The organism is Streptomyces yangpuensis (assembly GCF_001005295.1).
GTDB lineage: Bacteria > Actinomycetota > Actinomycetes > Streptomycetales > Streptomycetaceae > Streptomyces > Streptomyces yangpuensis.
This window is the reverse complement of sequence record NZ_LBMK01000004.1, coordinates 491,758-506,021: the sequence shown is the minus strand read 5'-3', so window position 1 is coordinate 506,021 and position 14,264 is coordinate 491,758. Positions and strand designations below refer to the sequence as shown.

Below are 14,264 nucleotides of genomic sequence, written 5' to 3'. Positions count from 1 at the left end.
CGGAGCCCGCGGCCGGGCCGGCCGCGGGCGTGGACTCGGCCCCGCTCACGCGTCGTCGCCCTCGCGCATCGGGACGCGGACGCCGCGCTCGTCGGCGACCGTCTCGGCGATGTCGTAGCCGGCGTCGACGTGGCGGATGACGCCCATGCCCGGGTCGTTGGTGAGGACGCGGCGGATCTTCTCGCCGGCCAGCGCGGTGCCGTCGGCGACGGTGACCTGGCCTGCGTGGATGGAGCGGCCCATGCCGACGCCGCCGCCGTGGTGGATGGAGACCCAGGAGGCGCCGGAAGCAACGTTGACCATGGCGTTGAGCAGCGGCCAGTCGGCGATGGCGTCGGAGCCGTCGAGCATGGCCTCGGTCTCGCGGTACGGGGAGGCCACCGAGCCGCAGTCGAGGTGGTCGCGGCCGATCGCCAGGGGCGCGGCGAGGGTGCCGTCGGCGACCATCTCGTTGAAGCGCTCACCGGCCTTGTCGCGCTCGCCGTAGCCGAGCCAGCAGATGCGCGCGGGCAGGCCCTGGAAGTGGACGCGCTCGCCGGCCATCTTGATCCAGCGGTGCAGGGACTCGTTCTCCGGGAAGAGCTCCAGCATCGCCTTGTCGGTCTTGTGGATGTCCGAGGCCTCGCCGGACAGGGCGGCCCAGCGGAAGGGGCCCTTGCCCTCGCAGAACAGCGGGCGGATGTAGGCGGGAACGAAGCCGGGGAAGGCGAAGGCGCGGTCGTAGCCGGCCAGCTGGGCCTCGCCGCGGATGGAGTTGCCGTAGTCGAAGACCTCGGAGCCGGCGTCCATGAAGCCGACCATGGCCTCGACGTGCTTGGCCATGGACTCGCGGGCCCGGGTGGTGAAGCCGGCCGGGTCCTTGGCGGCGTAGGAGGCCATGTCGTCGAAGTCGACACCGACGGGCAGGTACGAGAGCGGGTCGTGGGCGGAGGTCTGGTCCGTCACGATGTCGATGGGGGCGCCCTCGGCGAGCATCTGCGGGAGCAGCTCGGCGGCGTTGCCGAGGAGGCCGATGGAGAGCGGCTTGCGGGCGTCGCGGGCCTCGACGGCCAGCTGGAGGGCGTGGGCCAGGTTGTCGGCCCTGACGTCCAGGTAGCGGTGCTCGATGCGGCGCTCGATGGCGCGCGGGTCGACGTCGATGCAGATCGCGACGCCGTCGTTCATGGTGACGGCCAGCGGCTGGGCGCCGCCCATGCCGCCGAGGCCGGCGGTGAGGGTGATCGTGCCGGCGAGGGTGCCGCCGAACCTCTTGGCCGCGACCGCCGCGAAGGTCTCGTAGGTGCCCTGGAGGATGCCCTGCGTGCCGATGTAGATCCACGAACCGGCGGTCATCTGGCCGTACATGGTCAGGCCGAGGTGCTCCAGGCGGCGGAACTCCTCCCAGTTGGCCCAGTCGCCGACCAGGTTGGAGTTGGCGAGCAGCACGCGCGGCGCCCACTCGTGGGTCTGCATGACGCCGACCGGGCGGCCGGACTGGACGAGCATCGTCTCGTCCTGCTTCAGGGTCCGCAGGGTGCGGACCATGGCGTCGTACGAGCGCCAGTCGCGGGCGGCCTTGCCGGTGCCGCCGTAGACGACGAGCTTGTCGGGGTGCTCGGCGACCTCGGGGTCGAGGTTGTTCTGGAGCATCCGCAGCGCGGCCTCCTGCTGCCATCCCAGGGCGCTGAGCTCGGTGCCGCGCGCGGCGCGTACGGGGCGGGGTCCTGACATGGCGGTGCCTCCTCCGATGTTGGTAATTCCATTCACATCCTCGCGTCCTGAATAGATTCAGTCAACAGCTGCGGCCAGCCCTGTCGGATGATGGGATGGCGGACATGGCCACCGAGGACATCGCCGAGCGCCGGAACCTGGTCGTACGGGCCGCCGTCGAGCAGGGACTGGTGGGCGGGAGCGACTCCTGCCAGCCCCTGGTCTGCCTGCTGGACACCGACGGGATCCGGGCCTCGGCCGCCGCTCTGACCACGGCCTTCTCGGCCGCCCTGGCACCCGGCACGCCCGTCCTGCACGCCTTCGCCGTCAAGGCCGCCCCGCTCGTCCCGGTGCTCCGGCTGCTGGCGGCCGCCGGGCTCGGCTGCGAGGTCGCGAGCCCCGGCGAGCTGGCGCTGGCCCGGACGGCGGGGGTCCCCGCGGCCCGGACCGTGCTCGACTCCCCCGCCAAGACGACGGCCGAGCTGCGCGAGGCGCTCGCCCTGGGGATCGCGGTCAACGCCGACAACCGCCAGGAGCTGGAGCGGCTGGACGCCCTGGTCGCCGCAGCCCCCACCGCGTCCCCGGTCGGCGTCCGGATCAACCCGCAGACCGGCGCGGGCACCATCGACGCACTGTCCACGGCGACGTCCACCTCGAAGTTCGGCGTCGCCCTGCGTGATCCCGGGGCGCGCGAATGGCTCGTACGGGCCTTCCTGGACCGGCCGTGGCTGACCCGCCTGCACATCCACTCGGGCTCGCAGGGCGTCCCCCTGGAGCAGATCGCGCAGGGCGTACGGGAGCTGCACGCCCTGGCCGAGGAGATCAACACGGCGGCCGGCCGCCGCCAGGTCGACACCCTCGACATCGGCGGCGGGCTGCCGGTCGACTTCACCTCCGACGAGAGGGGCCCGACGTACGCCGGCTACGTGTCCGCCCTGCAGGCCGCGGTCCCGGCGCTCTTCGACGGCGCGTACGGCCTGGTCACCGAATTCGGCCGGTCCCTGCTGGCCAAGCACGGCCTGGTGCTGGCCCGGGTCGAGTACACCAAGACCAGCGGATCCCGGCCCATCGCCCTCACCCACGCCGGCGTGCAGCTGGCGACCCGTACCGCCTACGCCCCGGCGGCCTGGCCGGTGCGGATCCTGCCGTACGACGCCAAGGGCGCCCCGAAGACCGGCCCCGCGGTGGCCCAGGACGTCGCCGGCCCCGCCTGCTTCGCGGGGGACCTGCTCGCCGCGGCCCGCGAGCTGCCGCTGCTCGGGCCCGGCGACCTGATCGGCGTCCCGGACACGGGCGCGTACTTCTTCACGGCCCACTACGGCTACAACAGCCTGCCGCGCCCGGCGGTCCACGGCTTCACGGTGACCCCGGACGGCCGCGTCCGCTTCCGCCTCGCCCGCCCCGCGCAGTCCACCGCCGACATCGTGGCGGAAGCCGGCGCCGCCCACGCCGACGCCCTCCTCTGAACCACGCCCGGCCGGCCCGTCAGGTCGGCTCGGCCGGTCAGGTCGGCTCGGCCGGCTCAGCCGGCCAGGGTGACCGCCAGCGCCGGGGTCAGGCCCGCGACCAGGTCGTCCGCGGCCAGCGCGGTGACCGCGGGCAGGCGCAACAGGTAGCGGGTCAGGGCCAGGCCCAGCAGCTGGCTGGAGACCAGGCCGGCCGTGCGGGCCGCCCGCTCCGGACCGAGGGCCGCCGCGAGCGCGGGGGCGACCTGCGTCGCGAACACCTCCCGCATCCGGGCGGCGGCCTGCTCGTTGGTGACCGCCGAGCGCAGCAGTACAAGGAGGGTGTCGTCGGCCGGGTCGCCCTCCCACCGCTCCACGAAGTGGCGCAGGAGGGTGGCGGGAAGTTCCCCTGCGGGCACCGCGCGGAGGTCCGGCAGGCGCAGGTCCACCGCGAGCGCGGCGTCGAAGAGCTGTTCCTTGCTGCCGAAGTACCGCATGACCATCGACGGGTCGATCTCCGCGTCCGCCGCGACGGCCCGGATGGTGGTGCGTTCGTACCCGTGGGCGGCGAACCGCTCGCGCGCGGCGCGCAGGATCGCGGCCCGGGTGCGGTCGGAGGAGCGTCGTTCAGTCACGCCAACAAGCGTAGGCCAACACCCGTGTGCCCACAACCGTTGACATGGCGCCCGGGGTGGCGCACTCTGATGTCAACAGCCGTTGGCCAACAATCGTTGGCAATCCGGAGGAGGCCGTCATGACCAGCACCGCCGCTCTCCCGCTCCCCGCCCGCACCGAGGTCGCCGTCGTCGGCGCCGGCCCCACCGGCCTCGCCCTCGCCGTGACCCTGGCGGAGGCCGGAATCGACTTCGTGCTGCTCGACCGGCAGGCCGAGGGTGCCAACACCTCCCGTGCCGCCGTCGTGCACGCCCGCACCCTGGAGGTCCTCGACGAGCTCGACCCGAGCGGCGCGCTGAGCGCCGATCTGGTCGGCCGCGGCGTCCCCGTCACCCGGTTCGGCATCCGCGACGGCGCCCGGCTCCTCGCGGCCGTCGACTTCGACGGCCTGCCCACGGCCCACCCGTACGCGCTGATGGTCCCCCAGTACGAGACCGAGGCCGTCCTCCTGCGCCGCCTGCGGGCGCTCGGCGGTGACGTCCACCGCCCCTACGAGGTGACCGCCGTGACCCAGGACGCGGAAGGAGCCACCCTCACCACCTCCACCGGCGAGACCCTGCGTGCCGCACACGTCGTGGGCGCCGACGGCATGCACAGCGCGGTCCGTACGGCCGCCGGCATAGCCTTCGAGGGCGGCTCGTACGGGGAGTCCTTCGTCCTCGCCGACGTGATCATGGACTGGGCCCCGGGCCCGCGTGAGGTGTCGCTCGCCTTCGGCGCCGCCGGACTCACCGTGATCGCCCCGCTGCCGGGAGGGCACTACCGGGTCGTCGCCACCGTCGCCGAGGCCCCCGCCGAACCGGACCTCGCCTTCGTCCGCGGCCTGCTCGACGAACGCGTCCCCGGCCAGGCGGCCGTGCGTGACATCGTCTGGTCCTCCCGGTTCCGTATCCACCACCGCGTCGCCGACCGCTACCGCGCCGGCCGGCTGTTCCTCGCCGGGGACGCCGCCCACGTGCACAGCCCGGCCGGCGGGCAGGGCATGAACACCGGCATCCAGGACGGCTACGCCCTCGGACGCGCCCTGGCCTCCGGCGGCCTCGACGGCTACGAGGCCGCCCGCCGCCCCGTAGCCCTGCGCGTGGTGGCCCTGACCCACCGGATGACCCGGGTCGCGACCGCCCGGAACGGGGCCCTGCGCGCCGTGCGCAACACCGTGCTGCCCGTCCTCGCGCGCGTCCCGGCCCTGCGCGTCCGGCTCGCCACCGAGCTGGCGGAGCTCAACTACCGCTGAGGCTCACTCCACGAACAGCCCGCGGTTCGCCGCGCGGGTGTCGAAGGCCTCCAGACGGGCCTGGGCGTCCGGCAGGGCGTCCGCCATCGCCTCCAGCAGGACCCGGCCCAGCAGCATCGGCGCGCACGCCGTGTCGAAGGCCAGGCCGGTGCCGACCGGGGCGGGGATCAGGAGGTCCGAGTGGCGGGCCACCGGCGCGAAGGCCGAGTCCGCGACCGTCACCACGGTCAGGCCGGCCCTCCGCGCGCGTTCCAGGGTGTCCACGACCTCGCGGGGGTAGCGGGGCAGGGCGAAGCACAGCAGGGCCGTGGCGCCCTCGTAGCGGGCCGCGTCGATGCGGTCCTCCATCATCGAGCCGCCCTCGTCCAGGAGCCGGACGTCCGGGTGCACCTTGGCGGCGAAGTACGCGAAGCCGCGCGCCTGCGAGGACGCCGCCCGCAGCCCGAGCACCGGCAGCGGGGCGGAGGCGGCGAGCAGCCGCCCCGCCTCCTCGACCGGCGCGGGGTCGGCGAGCATCTCGGCGAGCTGCCGCAGGTTCTCGATCTCGCCGAGGACAGCCTGCTGGTACTCGTTGTACGAGTCCTCCTGGACGGCGGCGGCCCGCTCGGCCGGAGCCACCTCGCGCAGGTGCTTGCGCAGCGCGGGATAGCCGTCGAAACCGAGCGCCACGGCGAACCGGGTCACCGACGGCTGGCTCACCCCGGCCAGCTCGGCGAGCTCGACGCTCGACAGGAAGGGCACCTCCGCCGCCCCGCGCACCATGCAGTGAGCGATCCGCCGCTGGGTCGGGGTCAGCCGGTGCCCCTCGAACAGCGCCTGGAGCCGCGCCGCCGGGCTGTCGTTCATGCCGTCCCCCTGGGTCCCGGTGATTTATTCAGCCACGGAGCACTCTGCATGCGGTTATGCAGCGGGGCAAGCCGGTGCCCGCGATGCGGATACGGGGGCTAGCCCCAGTGCCGGGGGCTGCGGCGCTTCCTACGGTGAGGGCATGGACGCCCACGCCCAAGAGCTGAAGAAGGAACTCGACGCGACGCTGACGGCCCGGCGGGAGCTGGGCCCGGAGTACGAGGCCGCATTGGTGGAATCGTTCGTCGAGAAGGTCGACACCCAGGTCCGGCGCCGGCTCGCCGAGGAACGCCTGGCCGCGGCGCGCGGCGAGGGCCCGTACGCCGTCCCGGCCGACGGGAACTTCGGCGAACGCTTCGGCTTCGCCATCATCACCCTGGTCCTGGCGATCCCGCTGTCGGCCATCGCCGGCACGCAGGCGGGCTTCAAGGGGCTGCTGGTGGCCTGGGCCGGGATCGCGGGGGTGAGCTTCATCCACGCGGCTCGCCTGCGGCGCGCTCGGCCGGACGGCGTGGCCTGAGGTCTTGTCCCGCCGGTACGTGCGGCACCGCTCCGGGGCTCCGCCCGGCGAGTGAGCCGAAGGGGCGCGCCGGGGAGTGAGGGCGAACGCGCGGAGGAAATCGCGAGGAACGAGCGGTTTTCGAGCACGTACGCCGTCACGAGCCGGCAACAGGCGCCCCGGAGGCGAACCGAGCCCTGAAGAAAAAAGGAGTTTGCGCGGGGACCGCCGCACCCTCGCGGGCGAGGGGCGGGACGACGGCGGTCCCCGCGGTGGACACGGCCGGGTCAGGGCCGTCCGCGTCCATGGTGTCCGCAGGTCCGGGAGCCGCTCCGGAGGTGTGCGAACACCGTCGGTGGTGCCGGCCCGGTCCGGTTTCCCGGGCTCCTTGCCGACAACCACCACTGTGCCGGAGCCGTGTTAAGGCCGTGCTGCTGTCACGTGTCCGGCCCGTACCGTTTGCGCGACGGCCGGAAAACGCGGGTGCCCGGGGCGGGCGGCGGGCGTGGACCCGCGCGCCGTGCCCCGGGCGGACCGTCGGCTCGTCGGCTACTTCGCGGTCTTCGCCAGGAAGGCGAGGAGGTCCTGGCGGCTCACCACACCGGTGGGCTTGCCCTCGACCAGCACGATCGCCGCGTCGGCCTCGCCGAGCACCGACATCAGCTCGGACACCGGCTCGCCGGAGCCGACCTGCGGCAGCGGCGAGCTCATGTGCTTCTCCAGCGGGTCGGAGAGCGAGGCGCGCTGCGCGAACAGTGCCGCGAGCAGCTCCTTCTCGACCACGGAGCCGATGACCTCGGCGGCCATGACGTCGGGGTGGCCGGCGCCGGGCTTGACGATCGGCATCTGGGAGACGCCGTACTCGCGCAGGACCTCGATGGCCTCGCCGACGGTCTCCTCGGGGTGCATGTGGACGAGGGAGGGGATGCCGCCCTCCTTGTCGTTCAGCACGTCACCGATGCGCGCGGCGGGGCCGGCCTCCTCCAGGAAGCCGTGGCCCGCCATCCACTCGTCGCTGAAGATCTTGCTGAGGTAGCCGCGGCCGCTGTCCGGAAGCAGGACGACGACCACGTCGTCCGGGCCGAGGCCCTCGGCGGCCTTGAGCGCGGCCACGACGGCCATGCCGCAGGAGCCGCCGACGAGCAGGCCCTCCTCCTTGGCGAGGCGGCGGGTCATCTGGAAGGAGTCCTTGTCGGACACCGCGATGATCTCGTCCGTCACGTTCGGGTCGTAGGCGGTCGGCCAGAAGTCCTCACCGACGCCCTCGACGAGGTACGGGCGGCCCGATCCGCCGGAGTAGACCGAGCCCTCGGGGTCGGCGCCGATGACCTTGACCTTCCCGCCGCTGACCTCCTTCAGGTAGTTGCCGGTGCCGGAGATCGTGCCGCCCGTGCCGACGCCCGCGACGAAGTGGGTGATCTTCCCGTCCGTCTGCTCCCACAGCTCGGGACCGGTGGTCTCGTAGTGCGAACGGGGGTTGTTCGGGTTGCTGTACTGGTCGGGCTTCCAGGCGCCGGGCTCGCGCGCGAGGCGGTCGGACACGTTGTAGTACGAGTCCGGGTGCTCGGGGTCGACGGCGGTCGGGCAGACCACGACCTCCGCGCCGTACGCGCGCATCACGTTGATCTTGTCCATGGACACCTTGTCAGGGCAGACGAAGATGCACTTGTAGCCCTTCTGCTGGGCCACGATGGCGAGTCCTACACCCGTGTTGCCGCTGGTCGGCTCCACGATGGTGCCACCGGGCTTGAGGGCTCCGCTCTGCTCGGCGGCCTCGATCATCCGTACGGCGATCCGGTCCTTCACGGATCCGCCGGGATTGAAGTACTCGACCTTCGCAAGGACGGTGGCCTGCAGGCCTTCGGTCACACGGTTGAGCTTCACCAGCGGGGTGTTGCCGACGAGGCTGATCATCGAGTCGTGGAATTGCACCATGTTCTCCAAGGAGGGGACTCCACGGGTTCTCCGGGAGGCACCGCCAGGGTATGCCGAAAGGGATTGGCCGACCGTGTGTACGGGGCAGGTAGGGGTCAATGAGACGCGAGGAGGTGGCCTGAAGGATGTCCAGGGCGAGAACAGCCCGCCGGATCGCGGCGGGGGCGGCGTACGGCGGTGGCGGCATCGGACTCGTGGGGGCCGCCGCGGTCGGGCTGGTACTGGCGGAGGTGCAGTTCGCCAAGCGCACGGTGGGCACCGGGCTGGGCGAGCCGCCGCGCGCGGACGGGCTGTACGGGAGCGAGTTCGGCGGCCCGGAGCAGAGCCCGGGCCCGCTGCGGCTGGGCATGCTGGGCGATTCGACGGCCGCCGGGCTCGGCGTGCGGCGGGCCCGGCAGACCCCGGCGGCGCTGATGGCCTCGGGGCTCGCGGCGGTCGCGGAGCGGCCGGTCGAGCTGCGCAACGTGGCCCTGTCGGGTGCCATGTCGGATGATCTGGACCGGCAGGTCGGGCTGCTGCTGGACCGGGACGCGCCCCCGCCCGACGTGTGCGTGATCATGATCGGCGCGAACGACGTGACGCGCCGGATGCCCCCGACCCAGTCGGTGCGGCTGCTGACCTCGGCGGTGCGCCGGCTGCGGCTGGCCGGCTCCGAGGTGGTGGTGGGCACCTGCCCGGACCTGGGCACGATCGAGCCGGTGTACCAGCCGCTGCGCTGGCTCGCCCGCCGCGTGTCCCGGCAGCTGGCCGCCGCGCAGACCATAGGGGTGGTCGCCCTGGGGGCCCGTACGGTCTCGATGGGGGACCTGCTGGGCCCGGAGTTCGCCGCGAACCCGCGCGAGATGTTCGGCCCGGATTCCTACCACCCGTCGGCGGAGGGGTACGCGACGGCCGCCATGGCCGTGCTGCCCACGCTGTGCGCGGCGCTCGGCCTGTGGCCGGAGTCGGACCGGCTGGACGTGTCGCGGGACGAGGACATGCTGCCGGTGGCGAAGGCCGCGTCGGCCGCCGCGGGCCAGGCGGGTACGGAGGTCACGGCGGGCCGCGGCCCCTGGGTCCTGCTCAAGCACCGCCGGCGGCGGCGGGTGCCGGGCGAGGACCCGGCCCCCGCGGCCCCGGACGCGGCGGGGTTCGTCCCGTAGGGAGGTGGGAACCTCTCCTTCGCGGCCCGCGGCCGGGGAAGGCGCACCCTTGGGGGTGCGGCCCCCGGCCGGCCGGGGCCGGTGGGAGCGACCGGCATCACACCCTCAGGCCGGTGACCTCGACCGTACGGGGCGGTAACTTCGCATCCGGTCCCGCAACGACGCACCCTTGGAGTCCCGATGCCCGAAGCAGTCATCGTTTCCACCGCCCGCTCTCCCATCGGGCGCGCCTTCAAGGGATCCCTCAAGGACGTCCGCCCGGACGACCTGACCGCGACGATCATCCAGACCGCCCTGGCCAAGATCCCCGAGCTGGACCCGCGCGAGATCGACGACCTGATGCTGGGCTGCGGTCTGCCGGGCGGCGAGCAGGGCAACAACCTGGCCCGCATCGTGGCCGTGCAGATGGGCATGGACTTCCTCCCGGGCACGACCATCACCCGCTACTGCTCCTCCTCGCTGCAGACGTCCCGGATGGCCCTGCACGCCATCAAGGCGGGCGAGGGCGACGTGTTCATCTCCGCGGGTGTGGAGACGGTGTCGCGGTTCGCGAAGGGCAACTCGGACTCCTGGCCCGACACCCACAACCCGCTCTTCGCGGACGCGGAGGCCCGTACGGCCGCCGTCGCCGAGAGCGAGGGCTCGTCCTGGCACGACCCGCGCGAGGACGGCCTCGTCCCCGACGCGTACATCTCGATGGGTCAGACCGCCGAGAACCTGGCCCGTCTGAAGGGCGTGACCCGCCAGGACATGGACGAGTTCGGTGTCCGCTCGCAGAACCTGGCCGAGGAAGCCATCAAGAACGGCTTCTGGGCCCGCGAGATCACCCCGGTCACCACCCCGGACGGCACGGTCGTCTCCACCGACGACGGCCCGCGCGCCGGCGTGACGCTGGAGGGCGTGCAGGGTCTGAAGCCCGTCTTCCGCCCCGACGGCATGGTGACGGCCGGCAACTGCTGCCCGCTGAACGACGGCGCCGCCGCGCTGGTCATCATGAGCGACACGAAGGCCCGCGAGCTGGGCCTGACCCCGCTGGCCCGGATCGTCTCCACCGGTGTCACCGGCCTCTCCCCGGAGATCATGGGCCTGGGCCCGGTCGAGGCGTCGAAGCAGGCCCTGAAGCGGGCCGGCCTGACGGTCGGCGACATCGACCTGTTCGAGATCAACGAGGCGTTCGCAGCCCAGGTCATCCCGTCGTACCGGGACCTGGAGATCCCCCTCGACAAGCTGAACGTCAACGGCGGGGCCATCGCCGTGGGTCACCCCTTCGGGATGACCGGCGCCCGCCTGACCGGCACGCTGATCAACAGCCTGCAGTTCCACGACAAGCAGTTCGGCCTGGAGACGATGTGCGTGGGCGGCGGCCAGGGCATGGCCATGGTGATCGAGCGGCTGAGCTGAGCCGTAGCGGAGGGTAGGGGTCGGCCGACCGTGCCGATGTGCGGCTCCGCCGCGTGGCGAGGCCGGCACCTGCCCGCAGCGGCGGCGAGGCTCAGCGCGACCAGAAAAGAGGGCGGCTGAGCCGTAGCGGAGGGTAGGGGTCGGCCGACTGTGCCGATGTGCGGCTCCGCCGCGTGGCGAGGCCGGCACCTGCCCGCAGCGGCGGCGAGGCTCAGCGCGCCGGTTCGTAGCCGAAAGTAGGACTGCGGCTACTGGATCAAGAACGGGGCCAGACACCCCTTGGCGGCGCGGGCCGTACTGACACCGGTTCTAATCCCGTCGCGGCCTACCTGTGACCGAATCTCCCCCAGGATGTGACCTATGTCCTGGGGGATCGGTGTTTACGCAGGTCAGCACTGGAACAGGGGTGCAGGGTGTGACGAAAGCCCTGTCCATTTCGTGACGTAATGCACTGCACGCCATTCCCAGGCCGGGACACTCTGATGTAGGAAGTCGGGGGATCGAATCACCTCAGGAGTTAGTCAGTGAGCGCCATGTCTCTTGCCCTGCTGCTGACCACGGCCGCTGCCACGGCCGTGGGCGCTGCTGCTCTGCACGCCGTCCACGGTCTGCGCAAGCAGGTCACCGCCCTGCGCGAGGAGCTGGCGGTGCCGGTCCACGCCCGCGCCGCGACCGTCCCGCACGCCCGCAACGCCGCCGAGTCCCCCGCCGCGGAGATACGAGCCGCCGTGGCCGAGGCCCTGGCCGAGGAGCGCGAGCGGGAGCTGGCCGAGGCACGCGCCTTCTGGGCCGCGCAGGAGGCCCGCGACGCCGCCGACGCCCCTTCGCTGCTGGGCGGCCTGCCCGGGCTCGGCGAGGACAGCCCGGTCTTCCTGCCCCGCCAGGCCGACCTGGTGGGCCTGGAACCGGTCCTGGGCGAGGAGGCGCTCGACGAGCTCCCCGGGTACCCGGAGGACTCGGCCGAGCTGGCCGCCGCCCGCCGGCGCCACCCCTCGCACCCCGACTTCGTACCGGTGCAGGCCGCGCATCCCGGCGCCGACCACGAGCGCACCGTGAACCGTCTGGAGGAGCTCGCGGAGGCCCGTACGGCCCTCGCGGACGTCCGTCCCGGCCCGCTGGGCACGCTGGACGTGTACGTCTTCACCGACGGCACCACGCTGTGCATGACCCCGGGGCACCGGGAGACCGCGGAGCGGCTCGCCGAGGCGCTGCGCTCGGGCACCGCTCCGGTCCTGCTGGGCGGCTCGGGGATCTCCGGCGCCTACGCGCTGACCTTCTCCTGCGGTGACTCCGAGGACCCCGACAGCAACGTCTACATCCTGGCGGACCGGGTCATCGCGTCGCTCTGATCTCCGCCTGCTCCACCAGTCGAACGGCCTCGTCCAGCACCTCGGACGGGGCCTTCGCCGTGTCCGGGGCGCCCGCGGCGCCGCGCAGGGCCTCGACGAGGTCCAGCCCGGCCACGGCCACCTGGTCCCCGACGACGAAGATCCCGGCGTCCGGCATCTCCCGGGGGGCCCGTCCGGGCTCCTCCAGCTCCTGCGCCCGTACGGAGAGCTCGCGGGCCAGTTCCAGCGCCACAGCGGCCGTCCCCTGCTGGAGGCGGCTCTGCGGTGCGGCCCGCAGCCGGTCGGCGAAACGGTCCACGGCGGCGCTCAGGGGCGAGGTATCAAGCACCCGGCCGACCTTACGTGTCGTCCGGGCACCATTGCCAACGGGCGAACTCTCCGGCACGGTGGCGTGAAGAGAACAGCACGGCAAAACCTCCGGAGGCGCCCATGTCCGTAGAGTTCTCCGAGCAGACCCACCGCAACATGATCGACAGAATCCCCCAGACCACCGGTCGTGAGGTGTCCGACTGGCTCCGCACCGTCGACGATGGCCCCTCCCTCGTCCGGTTCGAGGAGAAGGTCAGCTGGCTGCGCGGCGCGCACGAGCTGTCGTACGGCCAGGCCAAGGCGATCATCCACGAGTACGACCTGCGCCGGGCCGCACGCCGGTTCGGCTGACCCCTCTCCCTCGACCCCCGTGGTCCCTGCACGCACGGGAAGGCCCCGCGAGCGTTCGCTCGCGGGGCCTTCCCGTGCGGTGTGCCGGACCGGGCGGGCCTGGCGGCCCGCCGGTCCTGCTAGTCGTCGCCGGAGAGGATCTGGAAGATGCGCAGCATCTCGATGTAGATCCACACCAGGGTCATGGTGAGGCCGAAGGCGGCCAGCCAGGCCTCCTCGCGCGGGGCGCCGTAGGTCACGCCGTCCTCGACCTGCTTGAAGTCGAGGGCGAGGAAGCAGGCGCCGAGGATGACGCCGATGGCGCCGAACAGCAGGCCGAGGCCGCCGCTGCGGAAGCCGAGGCCGTCACCGCCGCCGAAGACCGCGAACAGGGTGTTCGCGAGCATGAGCAGCATGAAGCCCAGGGCCGCGGCCATCACGAAGCCGAAGAAGCGGCGGTTGACGCGGATCCAGCCCATCTTGTAGGCGAGGAGCACGGCGGCGAAGACGCACATCGTGCCCAGCACGGCCTGGATGACCACGCCGGCGCCGAAGTAGGTGCTGGTGGCCGCGCTGATCACGCCGAGGAACACGCCCTCGAAGGCCGCGTAGGCCAGGATCAGGCCCGGGGCGGCCTTCTGCTTGAACGACTGGATGATCGCGAAGACGAAGGCCACCAGCGCGGCGCCGATGCCGATCGCGTACGACTTGGTGAGGTTGGCCGGGTCGACGGGCAGCAGCACCCAGGAGAGGGTCGCCGTCACGATGAGCGTGCCGAGCGTCATGGCCGTACGGCTCACGACGTCGTCGATGGTCATCGCGTTGGTGCGCGCCGGCGCCTGCGGCATGCCCGTGGCCGGGTCCATCGCGTAAGGGTTCGTCGCGTACGGGTTGGTCCCGGCCTGCTGGTGCTGCGCGTCAAAGCCCGCGTAGCCACCGTTGTCGCGGCTGAACCCCCGTCGCGAGAAGACCGGGTTACTGCTCCTCATCTCACTCCTCCGTGGCCACCGAGCGCGGCCTTGCAACAAGAGTAATGCGCTCGCAAAGAAAGCACCCTACTGCTGGAGGAGGATCTTAGGAGAAGGCATGGCGAAGCGCAGGGGATAAACGAGGGGAGCCTCGCCAGAGCTGCGGAGTGCCCGGAGCCGGACTTGAACCGGCACGGCCCGAAGGCCAGCGAGGTTTAAGCTCGCCGTGTCTGCATTCCACCATCCGGGCAGGGCGTGGCGGCCCCCGTGGAAAAAGCCTTGAACGCTGTGCCGAGCCTATCCGGAAGACACTCTCCGCCGACGGGACGTCTATCCGATGTTGTCTGATTTTATTGGCGCTTGAGGGTCCGTCAGGCCCCAGAATGCGCGGTCGGCCCGTTCTGGACGGCGATCACCACCTGTACGGGAATGACGGGATTTC

Annotated in this window: 13 protein-coding genes and 1 tRNA gene; 7 read left to right on the top strand and 7 right to left on the bottom strand. The window is 72.4% G+C overall.

From position 1 onward, the window contains the following. Positions 1-45: 45 nt before the first annotated feature. The gene (gene hutU / locus AAT21_RS23695; protein WP_046778935.1) at positions 46-1,710 is read right to left on the bottom strand and encodes a urocanate hydratase; all 1,665 of its coding nucleotides are present in this window, start codon (positions 1,708-1,710) and stop codon (positions 46-48) included. A gap of 104 nt (positions 1,711-1,814) precedes the next feature. Between hutU and AAT21_RS23690 the strand changes: the two genes are divergently transcribed. Next, complete coding sequence (locus tag AAT21_RS23690; protein WP_235439138.1) at positions 1,815-3,155, top strand: type III PLP-dependent enzyme domain-containing protein; 1,341 nt, start codon at positions 1,815-1,817, stop codon at positions 3,153-3,155. A 56-nt stretch (positions 3,156-3,211) separates the two neighbouring features. Here the strand turns inward: AAT21_RS23690 and AAT21_RS23685 are convergent, their stop codons facing one another. Then, positions 3,212-3,769, bottom strand: a complete 558-nt coding sequence (locus tag AAT21_RS23685) for a TetR/AcrR family transcriptional regulator (protein ID WP_046778933.1) — start codon at positions 3,767-3,769, stop codon at positions 3,212-3,214. A gap of 119 nt (positions 3,770-3,888) precedes the next feature. On the opposite strand from AAT21_RS23685, the gene AAT21_RS23680 reads away from it, so the two are divergent. Further along, positions 3,889-5,043, top strand: a complete 1,155-nt coding sequence (locus tag AAT21_RS23680; RefSeq protein WP_046778932.1) for an FAD-dependent oxidoreductase — start codon at positions 3,889-3,891, stop codon at positions 5,041-5,043. Between the two features lie 3 nt (positions 5,044-5,046). Here AAT21_RS23680 and AAT21_RS23675 read toward each other — a convergent pair whose 3' ends face one another. Continuing rightward, positions 5,047-5,889, bottom strand: a complete 843-nt coding sequence (locus AAT21_RS23675) for a MurR/RpiR family transcriptional regulator (RefSeq protein ID WP_046778931.1) — start codon at positions 5,887-5,889, stop codon at positions 5,047-5,049. Between the two features lie 142 nt (positions 5,890-6,031). On the opposite strand from AAT21_RS23675, the gene AAT21_RS23670 reads away from it, so the two are divergent. Beyond that, on the top strand, positions 6,032-6,409 hold the full coding sequence (locus AAT21_RS23670; protein ID WP_046778930.1) for a hypothetical protein: 378 nt from the start codon (positions 6,032-6,034) through the stop codon (positions 6,407-6,409). 528 nt (positions 6,410-6,937) lie between these two features. Here AAT21_RS23670 and AAT21_RS23665 read toward each other — a convergent pair. Beyond that, positions 6,938-8,320 carry a cystathionine beta-synthase gene (locus AAT21_RS23665; RefSeq protein ID WP_046779053.1) on the bottom strand — a complete coding sequence of 461 codons (1,383 nt, stop codon included), beginning with the start codon at positions 8,318-8,320 and terminating at the stop codon, positions 6,938-6,940. A 128-nt stretch (positions 8,321-8,448) separates the two neighbouring features. On the opposite strand from AAT21_RS23665, the gene AAT21_RS23660 reads away from it, so the two are divergent. The 3 genes from AAT21_RS23660 (at position 8,449) to AAT21_RS23650 (ending at position 12,215) form a co-directional block, all read left to right on the top strand. Next, on the top strand, positions 8,449-9,465 hold the full coding sequence (locus AAT21_RS23660) for an SGNH/GDSL hydrolase family protein (RefSeq protein ID WP_046778929.1): 1,017 nt from the start codon (positions 8,449-8,451) through the stop codon (positions 9,463-9,465). 180 nt (positions 9,466-9,645) lie between these two features. Beyond that, positions 9,646-10,866, top strand: coding sequence for an acetyl-CoA C-acetyltransferase (locus AAT21_RS23655; RefSeq protein WP_046778928.1), 1,221 nt, complete (start codon positions 9,646-9,648; stop codon positions 10,864-10,866). A 533-nt stretch (positions 10,867-11,399) separates the two neighbouring features. After that, positions 11,400-12,215 (top strand): hypothetical protein, encoded by an 816-nt coding sequence (locus tag AAT21_RS23650; protein ID WP_200904454.1) that lies wholly within the window; start codon positions 11,400-11,402, stop codon positions 12,213-12,215. Here AAT21_RS23650 and AAT21_RS23645 read toward each other — a convergent pair. Next, positions 12,199-12,543: a hypothetical protein gene (locus AAT21_RS23645; protein WP_046778927.1), complete on the bottom strand. Its 345-nt coding sequence runs from the start codon at positions 12,541-12,543 to the stop codon at positions 12,199-12,201. The two genes, AAT21_RS23650 and AAT21_RS23645, sit on opposite strands and share 17 nt — an antisense overlap. Positions 12,544-12,644: 101 nt before the next feature. Here AAT21_RS23645 and AAT21_RS23640 point away from each other — a divergent pair, with 101 nt between their 5' ends. After that, entirely contained in the window at positions 12,645-12,875 is a 231-nt protein-coding gene (locus tag AAT21_RS23640; protein WP_030010339.1) for a DUF4287 domain-containing protein, read from the top strand. A 119-nt stretch (positions 12,876-12,994) separates the two neighbouring features. Here AAT21_RS23640 and AAT21_RS23635 read toward each other — a convergent pair whose 3' ends face one another. Both AAT21_RS23635 and AAT21_RS23630 read right to left on the bottom strand, forming a co-directional pair. Continuing rightward, positions 12,995-13,843, bottom strand: a complete 849-nt coding sequence (locus tag AAT21_RS23635) for a Bax inhibitor-1/YccA family protein (RefSeq protein ID WP_046778926.1) — start codon at positions 13,841-13,843, stop codon at positions 12,995-12,997. Positions 13,844-13,990: 147 nt separating this feature from the next. Beyond that, positions 13,991-14,072: transfer RNA gene (locus AAT21_RS23630), tRNA-Leu, on the bottom strand. Positions 14,073-14,264: the final 192 nt, after the last annotated feature.